Source organism: Bacillus sp. AY2-1 (assembly GCF_008368965.1).
GTDB lineage: Bacteria > Bacillota > Bacilli > Bacillales > Bacillaceae_G > Bacillus_A > Bacillus_A thuringiensis_S.
The window spans coordinates 33,258-48,210 of record NZ_QPEL01000065.1; the positions used below are offsets into that span (position 1 = coordinate 33,258).

Consider the following 14,953-nt stretch of genomic DNA (forward strand, 5'->3'; position numbering starts at 1 on the left):
GATGTAAGATAAAAATGTAATTTTTGTATATCTTTTTTTTGCACAATGTTTGTAAAAGTTGTACCATTATAGACAAGGCGACTAATGTTGCTGTTCTTGTTTAATGAAAGGTGATTGCGAAGTTGAAAGATACATTTGTTGAAAAAGTAGATGACTTTGTAAAGCAGCATGATGTATTAAAGAATGATTCAACAATTGTTGTGGGAGTTTCTGGTGGTCCTGACTCGTTAGCCCTTTTATATTATTTATTAGAAAAAAGAGCGGAAAAACAGTTGGAAATTGTAGTAGCTCATGTGGATCATATGTTTAGAGGTGATGAATCTCATGAGGATTTACAGTTTGTGCAGGACCTTTGTGAAGAACTGGGAATTATTTGTGAAACGATAAGAATTAATGTATCACAATATCAACAGCAATACGGGATGAATGCACAGGTTGCTGCTAGGGAATGCAGATATGCATTTTTGGAAAGAATAATGAAGAAATATGATGCAAGATATGTTGCTCTTGGACATCATGGAGATGATCAAGTAGAGACGATTTTAATGCGTCTTGTAAGAGGGAGTACTCCGAAAGGATATGCAGGAATTGCAGTGAAGCGTCCTTTTCATAATGGATATTTAATTAGGCCGTTACTTGGGGTAACGAAGGAAGAAATTGTTGATTACTGTAATAAGCTAAATTTAATTCCACGTATAGATCCGAGTAATAAAAAGGAAGTATATACAAGGAATCGATTACGTAAATATGTCCTTCCTCACTTAAAAGAAGAAAATCCACAAATGCATGAGAAATTCCAAAAATTTAGCGTGCAGATGCAAGAGGATGAGGCTTATTTGCAGGAATTAGCTTTTGAGAAAATGAATAAAGTAATTACAAAAAAAAGTGATAAACAAATTAGCTTATCAATTCCTGCCTTTGAATCCATGTCTATGCCTTTACAAAGAAGAGGGATTCAACTAATATTAAACTATCTTTATGAATATAAGATTCCATCTTCTCTTTCTTCTATACATATTGACAAGGTGATTGAGTTTTTTAAGCGGACACAACCTTCAGGTTCACTTGATTTTCCAGGTGATTTGAAAATTGTTCGTACATACGAGGAGTGTAGCTTTAGATTTAAACAAGAAATTGTCTCTCCTTTTTTGCAAGATTTATCAGTACCCGGGATCATTACGCTATTGAACGGGGATGAATTTGTAACAGAGGTGAGCGAAGATATACCAAGTAACATGAATGAAACAGTATTTGTTGCTAAGTATAATGATATATCATATCCACTTCGTATTCGTTCTAGGGAAAATGGAGATCGCATGTCAATACAAGGTATGGATGGCACGAAAAAGATAAAAGCTATTTTTATCGAAGCGAAAGTACCAAAAGAAAAAAGGGAAGAATGGCCGGTCGTTTGTGATGCAAGTGGGAACATTATTTGGGTACCCTTGTTGAAGCGATCTGCATTTGCAATTTCGAAAGAGATGGCAAAGAAGGGTAAATATATGATTATTCACTACAAAAGCAAGGAGTCTTCCGGGAGGATAATGAAATGATGAATCAAGATATCGAAAAAGTATTAATTTCTGAAGAACAAATACAAGAAAAGGTGCGCGAACTAGGTGCAGTTATTGCAGAGGATTATAAAAACACAGTACCCCTTGCAATTGGTGTATTAAAAGGCGCAATGCCATTTATGGCAGATTTATTAAAGAGAACAGATACATATCTTGAAATGGATTTTATGGCTGTATCTAGTTATGGTCACTCTACAGTTTCAACAGGCGAAGTGAAAATTTTAAAAGATCTTGATACTTCTGTAGAAGGTCGTGATATTTTAATCGTCGAAGATATTATTGATAGTGGTCTTACACTAAGCTACTTAGTAGACTTATTCAAATATCGTAAAGCGAAGTCTGTAAAAATTGTTACATTATTAGATAAGCCAACAGGCCGTAAGGTTGATCTGAAAGCGGATTATGTTGGATTTACTGTTCCACATGAATTTGTAGTAGGATATGGATTAGATTATAAAGAGCAGTACCGTAATCTTCCTTATGTAGGCGTATTAAAACCAAGCGTTTACTCAAATTAATTAAATACAGGCTTTACAATTGTATAGGAAAGTTTTTCTATGTTACGATTTACTATAGTGTTTATGCCGTGAGAGGAGGTTAGGAATGAATCGTATCTTCCGTAATACCATCTTTTATTTACTGATATTCTTAGTAGTAATTGGAATCGTGAGCTATTTTAATGGTTCGACACAAAAAACGACATCAGTTAGCTACGACAAATTCATTACTAAACTAGAAAGCGGTGAAGTGCGTAATGTGCAACTTCAACCGAAAAATGGTGTATTTGAGGTAAAAGGACAATTCAATAACTCTAGCCAAGGAGAACAATTTGTTACTTATGCACCAAATACTGAGGAATTACAAAAGAAAATCAATGATAAAGCGAAAGGTGCCGAAGTTAAGTATCAACCAGCAGAAGAAACAAGTGCTTGGGTAACATTCTTTACTTCAATCATTCCGTTTGTCATCATCTTCATTTTATTCTTCTTCTTATTAAACCAAGCTCAAGGCGGCGGTAGCCGTGTTATGAACTTCGGGAAAAGTAAGGCGAAGTTATATAATGATGAAAAGAAAAAAGTTCGTTTCAGAGATGTTGCTGGGGCGGATGAAGAGAAACAAGAACTTGTTGAGGTAGTTGAATTCTTAAAAGACCCTCGTAAGTTTTCTGAAGTTGGTGCCCGTATTCCAAAGGGTGTCCTATTAGTTGGACCTCCAGGTACAGGTAAAACTTTATTAGCACGTGCTGTTGCAGGTGAGGCTGGCGTTCCATTCTTCTCTATCAGTGGTTCTGACTTTGTAGAGATGTTTGTCGGTGTCGGTGCATCACGTGTACGTGATTTATTTGAAAATGCAAAGAAAAATGCTCCTTGTATCATTTTCATTGATGAAATTGATGCAGTAGGTCGTCAACGTGGCGCAGGTCTTGGTGGTGGTCATGATGAGCGTGAGCAAACATTGAATCAGTTACTTGTTGAAATGGATGGATTCGGTGCAAACGAAGGTATTATTATCATTGCTGCGACAAACCGTCCAGACATTCTTGACCCAGCGTTATTACGTCCAGGTCGTTTTGACCGTCAAATTACAGTAGATCGTCCAGATGTAAATGGCCGTGAAGCTGTACTGAAAGTACATGCGCGTAATAAACCGCTTGATGAGCATATTAATTTAAGAGCAATTGCGACTCGTACACCAGGATTCTCTGGTGCGGATCTTGAAAACTTATTAAACGAAGCTGCTTTAGTAGCTGCACGTCGAGATAAGAAGAAAATTGATATGAGTGATATCGATGAAGCAACGGATCGTGTTATTGCAGGTCCAGCTAAGAAAAGTCGTGTTATCTCTGAAAAAGAACGTAATATCGTTGCTTTCCATGAAGCAGGCCACACTGTAATTGGTGTTGTTCTTGATGAGGCTGATGTCGTTCATAAAGTAACAATTGTCCCTCGTGGTCAAGCTGGTGGATATGCGGTAATGCTTCCGAAGGAAGATCGTTACTTCATGACAAAGCCAGAGTTACTTGATAAAATCACTGGTTTACTTGGTGGTCGAGTAGCTGAGGAGATTGTATTTGGTGAAGCAAGTACAGGTGCTCACAACGACTTCCAACGTGCGACTGGTATTGCAAGACGTATGGTTACGGAATTCGGTATGAGTGATAAGCTTGGACCGATGCAATTTGGTAGCTCACAAGGTGGTCAGGTATTCTTAGGAAGAGACTTCCATTCAGAACAAAACTACAGTGATGCAATTGCGCATGAAATTGATGTGGAAATGCAAACGATTATTAAAGACTGTTATGCTCGTGCGAAACAAATTCTTACTGAAAAACGAGATAAGCTTGATATTATCGCAAAAACGTTACTTGAAGTAGAAACATTAGATGCAGAGCAAATTAATCATTTATATGATTATGGCAGATTACCTGAGCGTCCAACATCTTCAGATGATGTGAAAGTAAACATCAATATGAAGAAAGACGATGAAGATAAAGAAGATAAGTAAGAAATGAAGGAGTGACTATCGTCACTCCTTTTTTATTTGTTAAGATTTTTGCTAATTACTATTGAGGGCTTAGTGGATAAAGTAATTTAAGTAAAACTAGTATTAAAAATTGAAATAGAGAGCAATCTTTTTGTAAAATGATGAGGATAGGAAAGCTGATTATATAAGTATGTGTGATATGATGTTTTTATAAGTTTTATACATACTACACAAATATAGATTAAATAAGATAAGTGGTGAGAATATGATTTTTGTATTGGATGTAGGGAACACAAATGCTGTACTAGGCGTGTTTGAAGAGGGGGAACTTCGTCAGCATTGGCGCATGGAAACAGATCGTCATAAGACAGAAGATGAATATGGAATGCTTGTAAAACAGTTACTTGATCATGAGGGTCTCTCGTTTGAAGATGTGAAAGGTATTATTGTGTCTTCAGTCGTACCACCAATTATGTTCGCTTTAGAACGTATGTGTGAAAAGTATTTTAAAATTAAACCGCTTGTAGTAGGACCTGGAATAAAAACGGGGCTAAATATTAAATATGAAAATCCACGTGAAGTAGGCGCAGATCGAATTGTAAATGCAGTAGCAGGAATCCAATTGTATGGAAGTCCACTTATTATTGTTGATTTTGGTACGGCTACTACATATTGTTATATTAATGAAGAAAAGCATTATATGGGTGGAGTTATTACGCCAGGAATTATGATTTCAGCAGAGGCTTTATATAGTAGGGCGGCAAAACTTCCTCGTATTGAAATTACAAAACCGAGCAGTGTTGTTGGGAAGAATACAGTAAGTGCGATGCAATCAGGTATTCTTTATGGTTATGTAGGACAAGTGGAAGGTATTGTTAAGCGTATGAAAGAGGAAGCTAAACAAGAACCGAAAGTTATTGCAACAGGTGGATTGGCGAAATTAATTTCAGAGGAATCGAATGTAATTGATATTGTAGATCCATTTTTAACGTTAAAAGGCTTGTATATGTTATATGAGCGTAATGCAAATTTACAGCAGGAGAAAGGTGAATAAATAAGTATGAAAGATTATTTAGTAAAAGCGTTAGCGTTTGATGGAGAAGTACGTGCGTATAGTGTACGTACAACAAATACAGTAAGTGAGGCACAAAGACGTCATGATACATGGAGGACAGCTTCGGCGGCACTTGGTCGTTCTTTAACTGCAGGTACAATGATGGGTGCGATGTTAAAAGGTGATCAAAAGTTAACGATTAAGGTAGAAGGTAATGGTCCGATTGGCCCTATCTTAGTGGATGCTCATGCAAATGGAGATGTACGTGGCTACGTAACGAATCCACATGTTGATTTTGAAGGAACGGAACAAGGGAAATTACGTGTATATCAAGCGGTAGGTACAGAAGGTTTTGTAACAGTAATTAAAGATATTGGTATGCGTGAGCCGTTTATCGGTCAATCCCCAATCGTTTCGGGAGAACTAGGGGAAGATTTCACGTATTATTTCGCAGTTTCTGAGCAGACGCCTTCTTCTGTTGGTGTCGGTGTTCTTGTAAATGGAGATGACAGCGTATTAGCGGCGGGTGGATTTATCCTTCAAATTATGCCGGGCGCACAGGAAGAAACAATTTCATTCATTGAAGATCGTTTGCAAAAAATCCCGCCTGTATCAACATTGATTGAACGAGGCCTTTCTCCAGAAGAGCTACTATATGCAGTCCTTGGAGAAGATAAAGTAAAAGTATTAGAAACAATGGATGTTCAATTTAATTGTACGTGTTCACGTGAGCGTATTGAGAGTGTGTTAATTAGTTTAGGTAAAACAGAGTTAGAGCAAATTCGTGAAGAAGAAGAAGAGACAGAAGTTCATTGCCATTTCTGTAATGAACGTTACAAGTTCTCTAAAGAAGATATTACAAATTTAATTGAGAATTTGTAATAAGGGGATTAACCCTCCGAATAGATTGACAAACAGGGAATTTTCTGACAAAATCTAAATATAGATAAAACCAATAAAAATACTCGGTGTTAGGAGTGACAGGAATGCGAGTGGCACAATCAGTTTCAGAATTAATCGGGAAAACGCCGATCGTTAAGTTGAACCGCATCGTAGAATCAGACAGCGCAGATATATACTTAAAACTAGAATTTATGAATCCGGGGAGTAGCGTTAAAGATCGTATTGCACTAGCTATGATTGAAGATGCTGAAAAAAAGGGATTGTTAAAAGAGGGCGATACAATCATTGAACCAACAAGTGGTAACACAGGTATTGGTTTAGCGATGGTAGCGGCTGCTAAAGGATATAATGCAATTTTAGTAATGCCAGAAACAATGAGTATTGAGCGTCGTAATTTATTACGTGCTTACGGTGCTGAATTAGTATTGACTCCAGGTCCTGAAGGGATGGGTGGAGCAATTCGTAAAGCAACTGAATTAGCAAAAGAGCATGGTTACTTTATACCGCAACAGTTCCAAAATCAATCGAATCCACAAATTCACCGTTTAACAACAGGTCCAGAAATTGTTGAACAAATGGGTGATCAATTAGATGCGTTTATTGCAGGTATTGGTACAGGTGGAACAATTACTGGTGCTGGTGAAGTGCTGAAGGAAGCATATGAAGGTATTAAAATTTATGCAGTAGAACCTGCGGATTCACCAGTGTTATCTGGTGGGAAACCAGGTCCACATAAAATCCAAGGAATTGGGGCGGGATTTGTCCCAGAGACATTGGATGTAGAAGTATATGATGAAATTATTCAAGTGAAAACAGAGCAAGCATTTGAATATGCGAGAAGAGTGGCTAAAGAAGAAGGTATTTTAGTTGGTATCTCTTCAGGAGCAGTTATTTATGCAGCAACAGAAGTTGCGAAAAAGTTAGGTAAAGGGAAAAAGGTACTCGTTATTATTCCAAGTAACGGTGAACGTTATTTAAGTACACCACTTTATCAATTTGAATCATAATTAAATGCGATTGAAAAAGCATCCTTGAAAAAGGATGCTTTTTCTTTTTGGATTGGAAATAGGAAAAGAGTGAATGACTAGAAAACTTCATGTAAAATAAGAGGTAGTATAATTAAATTATTTTCACTAGCCTTCGAGTATAATCAATCTCTATATAAATAACTTATGTAGTTTGAGGTGGTTCATCTAAGAGGGTGGGATAAAAGAAGACGGGGTGTTGATATGCAACGAAGAAAATCTTTAGCGCTTTCTATTCCATATCAGTTAGATTTCTTTAAGCAATATAAATTTCTTTCTCAGGATAAGCCGCAACATATTTTGCTGGAAAGTGGACGTGGCGGTCGTTATAACATAGTGGGTTTAAACCCGGTAGCGGCAATCCAAGGAAAGGGTGTAAAGTTACATATAAGTGAAAGTGGTAAGGAAACAATAAAAAAAGGGAATCCATTAGATTTAATGCAAGAATATATGGAGAAATGGAAAACAGACTACAATCCAGAGTACCCACCTTTTCAAGGTGGTGCAATGGGCTACTTTAGTTATGATTGTATCCGTTATATTGAAAAACTCCCTTCTCTTGCAGAGGATGATCTGAATATACCCGATATATACTTTTTATTATTTGATGATGTGTTTGTCTATGATCAAAAAGAAAAGGTATTGTGGATTATTACACATTATGTAGATAAGCATGCAGAAGCGGAAGAACGTTTAAATGAATGGAAGGATCTTTGGACGGCAGAAGTGCCTGAAGTGACTATGCCGTTTGAACGTCCTAAAAAGAAAAATGAAGCGGTTGCCTTTACAGAAGCAGGCTTTATGAAGGCTGTTGAATGTATTCAAGAGTATATTGGAAATGGTGATGTGTTTCAAGTAAACTTGTCGACAAGACAGGAAAGAACTTTACAAACGCATCCACTAGAAATTTATACAAGTCTTCGTAAAATTAATCCATCTCCATATATGGGTTACTTAGAGCTTGGGGATTTTCAAATTGTTAGTGCTTCGCCTGAATTGCTGATTAAAAAACAAGGGCAAGAAGTAAGTACACGACCAATTGCAGGTACAAGATCCCGAGGTGCAAATGAACAAGAGGATCAAGACTTAGCAAGGGAATTAATTGAGAACGAAAAGGAACGAGCAGAGCATGTGATGCTTGTAGATTTAGAGCGAAATGATTTAGGACGTGTTTGTAAATATGGTACTGTAGAAGTCGATGAATTTATGGTAATTGAAAAGTACTCACATGTTATGCATATCGTTTCCAATGTGCGTGGTGAGGTGGAAGAAGATAAGGATGCTTTCGATTTAGTGAAAGCTGTATTTCCTGGTGGAACAATTACTGGTGCACCGAAAATACGTACGATGGAGATTATAGAAGAATTAGAGCCTGTTCGTCGAGGGATTTATACAGGTTCAATTGGTTGGATTGGTTATTCTGGAGATACGGAATTAAATATTGTCATTAGAACGCTTCTTGCGAAAGATGGGCAAGCACATGTGCAAGCTGGAGCGGGAATTGTAATTGATTCAAATCCGAAAAATGAATATAAAGAGTCGTTAAAAAAGGCAATTGCTTTATGGCGTGCAAAAGAAAGTAGCGAAGAAACGGTTAGGTGAGAGAAATGATATTAATGATTGATAATTATGATTCTTTTACATTTAATTTAGTACAGTTTCTTGGAGAACTTGGACAAGAGCTTGTTGTTAAGCGTAATGATGAAGTGAGTATTGCAGATATTGAGAATATGAAACCAGATTTCTTAATGATTTCGCCAGGTCCATGTAGTCCTAATGAAGCGGGGATTAGTATGGAAGTTATTAAATACTTTGCTGGGAAGATTCCGATTTTTGGAGTTTGTCTTGGGCATCAATCGATTGCACAAGTATTTGGTGGAGAAGTTGTTCGTGCAGAGCGATTAATGCATGGAAAAACGTCACTTATGCATCATGATGGGAAAACGATTTTCTTAGATATTCCTAATCCATTTACTGCAACGCGTTATCATTCCCTGATTGTTAAGAAAGAGTCATTGCCAGATTGTTTAGAGGTAACATCTTGGACAGAGGAAGGGGAAATTATGGCGATTCGTCATAAGACACTGCCGATAGAGGGTGTGCAATTCCACCCAGAATCTATTATGACTTCTCATGGGAAAGAGTTACTACAGAACTTCATTCGTAAATATAGTCCAAGTGTGACATCATGTTAATTTACGTAAATGGCGAGTATGTAGAAGCGAATGAAGCGAAAATCTCCCCTTATGACCATGGTTATTTATATGGGCTGGGAGTTTTTGAGACATTTCGTATTTATAATGGTCATCCTTTTTTGTTAGATGATCATTATAACCGTTTAATAGGTGCGCTAGATGCATTGCAAATTAAATGGACAATGACAAAAGATGACGTGATGCTTATTTTGAAAAATCTACTCGCTAAGAATGAATTGGAACATGCGTATGTACGTTTTAATGTATCAGCAGGTGTAGATGAAATAGGATTACAAACGGAAATGTATGAAGACCCTTCGGTTATTGTTTTTATAAAACCTTTAACAGCTCCAGGAGATGTAGTAGAAAAAGAAGGGGTTATTTTAAAACAAGTGCGAAATACACCAGAAGGAGCATTTCGTCTGAAGTCTCATCATTATCTAAATAATATTTTAGGGAAGCGTGAAATTGGAAATGTAGTGAGCAAGGAAGGTATTTTCCTTACTGAAGCAGGTTATGTTGCAGAGGGGATTGTTTCGAATCTCTTTTTTGTGAAAGGTGATGTTTTATATACACCTTCGTTAAAAACAGGGATTTTAAATGGTATCACTCGTGCGTTTATTATAAAAAGTGCTGAAGAATTGAATATAGAAGTAAAGGAAGGTTTCTTTACAAAAGATGAATTACTTTCAGCAGATGAAGTCTTTGTAACAAACTCAATTCAAGAAATTGTTCCGCTTTATCGTATAGAAGCGCAGGATTTCCCGGGTAAAGTAGGAGTAGTTACAAAAAGTTTAATGTACCTTTATGGAATGCAGAGAGAGAAATTATGGAGCAGAAATGAATTACGAAGAGGAGATGTGTAGTTTGAAGTGGGATTATGATTTACGCTGCGGCGAATATACATTGAATTTAAATGAAAAGACATTAATTATGGGGATTTTAAATGTAACACCAGATTCGTTTTCTGATGGTGGGAGTTACAACGAGGTAGATGCTGCGGTACGTCATGCAAAAGAAATGCAAGGTGAAGGTGCTCATATTATTGATATTGGTGGCGAATCTACTCGCCCGGGTTTTGCTAAAGTATCAGTAGAAGAAGAAATAAAGCGAGTTGTCCCGATGATTCAAGCGGTTTCAAAAGAAGTGAAATTGCCTATATCTATCGATACATATAAAGCTGAAGTTGCAAAGCAAGCAATTGAGGCTGGTGCTCATATTATTAATGATATTTGGGGAGCGAAGGCGGAGCCAATAATTGCTGAAGTCGCAGCTCATTATGATGTACCTATCATTTTAATGCATAACCGCGATAATATGAATTATCGTAATTTAATGGCGGATATGATTGCTGATTTGTATGATAGTATCAAAATTGCTAAAAATGCTGGTGTGCGAGATGAGAATATTATTTTAGATCCAGGTATCGGTTTTGCTAAAACACCTAAGCAAAACTTAGAGGTGATGCGTAATTTAGAACAGTTAAATGTGCTAGGTTATCCGGTTCTCTTAGGTACATCGAGAAAGTCCTTTATTGGGCACGTATTAGATTTGCCAGTAGAGGAACGCCTTGAGGGAACGGGAGCTACTGTTTGTCTTGGTATTGAAAAGGGTTGTGAGTTTGTTCGTGTCCATGATGTGAAAGAAATGGCGCGTATGGCTAAAATGATGGATGCAATGATTGGTAAGGGGGTAAAGTAATTGGATAAAATTTATATCCATGATATGGAGTTTTACGGTTATCATGGTGTGTTCTCGGAGGAAAATAAATTAGGTCAGAGATTTAAAGTTGACTTAACGGTGGAGTTGGATTTAAAGCGTGCAGGGGAAAGTGATGAATTAGAGCATTCGGTCAATTATGGAGAGCTTTTCGAATTATGTAGAAAAGTTGTTGAAGATAGAAAGTATAAGCTTGTGGAGAGTATCGCTGAAAATATTGCTGCAGATATATTAAAACAATATGAAAGTATTTCACGATGTACAATTAAGGTAATTAAGCCGGATCCACCGATACCAGGTCATTATCGTGCTGTAGCAGTAGAAATTACGAGAGAACGTCCATGAATAATATAGCATACATTGCATTAGGGTCAAATATTGGAGAGCGTTATACGTATCTAACCGAAGCGATTCAGTTCTTAAATAAAAATCCTTATATTCAGGTTGATGATATTTCATCTGTATATGAAACTGAGCCAGTTGGCTATACTGACCAAAGTTGCTTTTTAAATTTAGTTATAAAAATTTCTACCAATTTATCACCACAAGAATTATTGAAAGTAACACAAAAAGTAGAAAATGACCTAGGAAGAAAAAGGGAAATTAGGTGGGGGCCGAGGACTATCGACCTTGACATTTTACTTTATAATCAAGAGAATATTGAAGCAGAGAATCTTATTGTTCCGCATCCGCGGATGTTTGAAAGAGCTTTTGTTATCGTTCCGTTGTTAGAGATTAATCAAGACATAAAACAAAACATTTCACGTTCACAAGTAGAAGAAATGAAAAGGCGAGAGGGAGTAACGGTATGGAAGCAGAAAAATGGGGAAGACGCATTCGTGCTTTTCGAAAGCTAAAAGGCTACACGCAAGAAGGTTTTGCTAAAGAATTAGGGGTATCTGTATCTGTTTTAGGTGAAGTTGAGAGAGGGAATCGATCACCTTCTCAAGATTTTGTAGTAGAAGTTGCTAAGGCATTAAATGTTTCGATAGATGAATTAATGCCAAAGTGACTGTGCAGGAAGGAGTAGGTTGATTGTTAAAGATTGCAAATATTGAGATGAAAAATCCGGTTGTATTAGCACCGATGGCGGGAGTGTGTAATTCTGCATTCCGTTTAACAGTGAAAGAATTTGGTGCAGGTCTAGTTTGTGCTGAAATGGTAAGTGATAAGGCAATATTACTGAATAACAAAAGAACATTAGATATGTTATATATCGATGAGAGAGAAAAACCGTTAAGTTTACAAATTTTTGGTGGAGAGAAAGAAACTCTTGTAGATGCTGCGAAATACGTAGATAAATATACGACAGCAGATATTATTGATATCAATATGGGTTGCCCAGTACCGAAAATCGTAAAATGTGATGCGGGGGCAAGGTGGCTTTTAGATCCCAATAAAATATATGAAATGGTAGCAGCAGTTGTAGATGCCGTTGAAAAGCCGGTTACAGTTAAAATGCGTATCGGTTGGGATGAAGAACATATTTTCGCAATAGAAAATGCTAGAGCTATTGAGCGTGCTGGTGGACAAGCTGTGGCGGTTCACGGACGTACGCGAGTGCAAATGTATGAAGGTAAAGCGGATTGGGATATCATTAAACAAGTAAAGCAAGCTGTGAATATCCCGGTTATCGGAAATGGTGATGTCGAAACACCGCAAGATGCGAAGCGCATGCTTGATGAGATTGGTGTAGATGGTGTTATGATTGGCCGTGCGGCTCTTGGGGATCCATGGATGATTTATCGTACAGTAAAGTATTTAGAGACAGGTGAATTAATGCCGGAACCAACAGTGCGCGAGAAAATTGATGTATGTATGTTGCATCTAGATCGTCTTATCGACTTAAAGAACGAAAGTGTCGCTGTAAGAGAGATGAGAAAACATGCAGCTTGGTATTTAAAAGGTGTTCGTGGTAATGCGAGTGTACGTAATGGTATTAATGCTTGTAACACACGTGAAGACCTTGCGAATGTGTTAGGTGCATTTGTAGAAGAAGTAGAAGCGAAACAACAAACAATTTACGTTGGTTAATAAGGAACATAGGAGATTGACATTCTTCTATACACTTCCTATAATTACGTGAAAGAAAGAAGAACTGCCAGTTAGTTGCTGGCAGTTTTTCTAGTTGAGTAGAAAATGCTATACTGTATATATTGTAAAAATTAATAGAGCTGGAGTGATATCAATATCATGGATAACATGAACCACGAAGAATTAAACGACCAATTGCTTGTTCGTCGTGAAAAGCTACATAATTTACGTGAGCAAGGAATCGATCCGTTCGGTAAACGATTTGAACGCACAAATTCAACGACCGACTTAGTAAGTTTATATGGAGAATTCTCTAAAGAAGAATTAGAAGAGAAAGAAATCACTGTTTCTATCGCTGGTCGTATTATGACAAAACGCGGTAAAGGAAAAGCTGGATTCGCGCACATTCAAGATTTACACGGACAAGTTCAAATTTACGTTCGTAAAGATACTGTTGGAGATGAAGAGTACGAGTTATTTACGACAGCAGATTTAGGTGACTTAGTAGGTATTGAAGGTAAAGTGTTCAAAACAAACGTTGGAGAACTTTCAGTAAAAGCAACGGGATTTACGCTTTTAACGAAATCTCTCCGTCCGTTACCGGATAAATATCATGGATTAAAAGATGTTGAACAACGATACCGTCAACGTTACTTAGACTTAATTACAAGTATGGAAAGTCGTGAAACATTTGTTACTCGCAGTAAAATTATTCGTGAAATGAGAAGATATTTAGATGACAACGGTTATCTTGAAGTAGAAACGCCTATGATGCACGCGATTGCAGGTGGAGCATCTGCTCGTCCTTTCACTACGCATCATAATGCGTTAGATATGGAATTATATATGCGCATCGCAATTGAACTTCATTTAAAACGTCTTATTGTGGGCGGATTAGAAAAAGTTTATGAGATTGGCCGTGTATTCCGTAATGAGGGTGTATCAACTCGTCATAACCCTGAGTTTACGATGATTGAATTATATGAAGCGTACGCTGATTATAATGATATTATGAAACTAACAGAAAATATGGTTGCTCATATTGCGAAAAAAGTATTGGGTACAACAACAATCCAATATGGTGATTATGAAATTAATCTAGAACCAGAATGGACACGTCTTCATATGGTAGATGCAATTAAGCAACACTCTGGAGCGGATTTCTGGAATCCGATGAGTGTAGAAGAAGCGCGTGAGCTTGCGAAAGAACATAATGTAGAAATTAAGGATACAATGGAAGTTGGTCATATTATTAATGAGTTCTTCGAGCAAAAAGTAGAAGATAAATTAATCCAACCAACATTTATTTACGGTCATCCGGTAGAAATTTCGCCACTTGCGAAAAAGAATGATGAAGATCCACGATTCACAGATCGTTTCGAATTATTTATCGTTGCACGTGAACATGCAAATGCATTTACTGAGTTAAATGATCCGATCGATCAAAAAGAACGTTTTGAAGCGCAATTAAAAGAGCGTGAAAAAGGTAATGACGAAGCACATATGATGGATGACGATTATATTGAAGCTCTTGAGTACGGTATGCCTCCTACGGGTGGATTAGGAATTGGTATTGATCGTCTAGTTATGTTATTAACAAATGCACCATCTATTCGTGATGTATTATTATTCCCTGCTATGCGCCATAAACAAGACTAAGCTTTGGAGATTTCTCCAAAGCTTTTTTTATTTGAGTATGAGTTGCGTGGGTATAATAGATCTTGATGGTGCGAGAAATTATACTTATATAGAAGAAATGTGCTGTTTTTATACTTTTTTACTAAGTTAAAAATTTTATTAGAAAAACTATTGCATTTTAATAATCAAACTGGTATATTTATATTCGTTGCCACGAAAGGTAACAAGCAAAACAAACGAAAAACAACTTATTGAAAAAAGTTGTTGACGAGAATGTAACGAAATGTTATATTGATAAAGTCGCTTCTGAGCGACCAAGTAGTTCTT

The 14,953-nt window shown here is 37.0% G+C and carries 15 protein-coding genes; all 15 read left to right on the top strand.

Annotation, left to right across the window (positions count from 1 at the left end; all coding sequences use genetic code 11):
- Positions 1-122: 122 nt before the first annotated feature.
- The 15 genes from tilS (at position 123) to lysS (ending at position 14,647) form a co-directional block, all read left to right on the top strand.
- Positions 123-1,553, top strand: a complete 1,431-nt coding sequence (gene tilS, locus DN403_RS15980; protein ID WP_000655456.1) for a tRNA lysidine(34) synthetase TilS — start codon at positions 123-125, stop codon at positions 1,551-1,553.
- Positions 1,550-2,092 (top strand): hypoxanthine phosphoribosyltransferase, encoded by a 543-nt coding sequence (hpt, locus tag DN403_RS15985; RefSeq protein ID WP_000981846.1) that lies wholly within the window; start codon positions 1,550-1,552, stop codon positions 2,090-2,092. Before tilS ends, hpt begins: the two co-directional genes overlap by 4 nt.
- A gap of 85 nt (positions 2,093-2,177) precedes the next feature.
- Positions 2,178-4,079: an ATP-dependent zinc metalloprotease FtsH gene (ftsH, locus tag DN403_RS15990; RefSeq protein ID WP_001079668.1), complete on the top strand. Its 1,902-nt coding sequence runs from the start codon at positions 2,178-2,180 to the stop codon at positions 4,077-4,079.
- Positions 4,080-4,323: 244 nt separating this feature from the next.
- Complete coding sequence (locus tag DN403_RS15995; protein WP_000578366.1) at positions 4,324-5,112, top strand: type III pantothenate kinase; 789 nt, start codon at positions 4,324-4,326, stop codon at positions 5,110-5,112.
- A gap of 6 nt (positions 5,113-5,118) precedes the next feature.
- Complete coding sequence (gene hslO / locus DN403_RS16000; RefSeq protein ID WP_000656369.1) at positions 5,119-5,994, top strand: redox-regulated molecular chaperone HslO; 876 nt, start codon at positions 5,119-5,121, stop codon at positions 5,992-5,994.
- Between the two features lie 104 nt (positions 5,995-6,098).
- Positions 6,099-7,022, top strand: coding sequence for a cysteine synthase A (gene cysK, locus DN403_RS16005; RefSeq protein ID WP_001261716.1), 924 nt, complete (start codon positions 6,099-6,101; stop codon positions 7,020-7,022).
- 222 nt (positions 7,023-7,244) lie between these two features.
- Positions 7,245-8,642, top strand: coding sequence for an aminodeoxychorismate synthase, component I (gene pabB, locus DN403_RS16010; protein WP_001189702.1), 1,398 nt, complete (start codon positions 7,245-7,247; stop codon positions 8,640-8,642).
- Between the two features lie 5 nt (positions 8,643-8,647).
- Entirely contained in the window at positions 8,648-9,235 is a 588-nt protein-coding gene (gene pabA / locus DN403_RS16015; RefSeq protein ID WP_000602284.1) for an aminodeoxychorismate/anthranilate synthase component II, read from the top strand.
- A complete protein-coding gene (gene pabC / locus DN403_RS16020; RefSeq protein WP_000909860.1) occupies positions 9,229-10,101 on the top strand; it encodes an aminodeoxychorismate lyase in 873 nt (290 codons plus the stop codon). The genes pabA and pabC overlap by 7 nt, the downstream gene beginning before the upstream one ends.
- Entirely contained in the window at positions 10,076-10,936 is an 861-nt protein-coding gene (folP, locus tag DN403_RS16025) for a dihydropteroate synthase (RefSeq protein WP_002084136.1), read from the top strand. The genes pabC and folP overlap by 26 nt, the downstream gene beginning before the upstream one ends.
- Entirely contained in the window at positions 10,937-11,299 is a 363-nt protein-coding gene (gene folB / locus DN403_RS16030; protein ID WP_149185579.1) for a dihydroneopterin aldolase, read from the top strand.
- Positions 11,296-11,811, top strand: a complete 516-nt coding sequence (folK, locus tag DN403_RS16035) for a 2-amino-4-hydroxy-6-hydroxymethyldihydropteridine diphosphokinase (protein WP_001059450.1) — start codon at positions 11,296-11,298, stop codon at positions 11,809-11,811. Before folB ends, folK begins: the two co-directional genes overlap by 4 nt.
- Entirely contained in the window at positions 11,763-11,966 is a 204-nt protein-coding gene (locus DN403_RS16040) for a helix-turn-helix domain-containing protein (RefSeq protein WP_000387030.1), read from the top strand. Before folK ends, DN403_RS16040 begins: the two co-directional genes overlap by 49 nt.
- A gap of 23 nt (positions 11,967-11,989) precedes the next feature.
- Positions 11,990-12,988 carry a tRNA dihydrouridine synthase DusB gene (gene dusB, locus DN403_RS16045; protein ID WP_000912244.1) on the top strand — a complete coding sequence of 333 codons (999 nt, stop codon included), beginning with the start codon at positions 11,990-11,992 and terminating at the stop codon, positions 12,986-12,988.
- 159 nt (positions 12,989-13,147) lie between these two features.
- Positions 13,148-14,647, top strand: a complete 1,500-nt coding sequence (gene lysS / locus DN403_RS16050) for a lysine--tRNA ligase (RefSeq protein ID WP_000369684.1) — start codon at positions 13,148-13,150, stop codon at positions 14,645-14,647.
- The last annotated feature ends 306 nt before the right edge of the window (positions 14,648-14,953 follow it).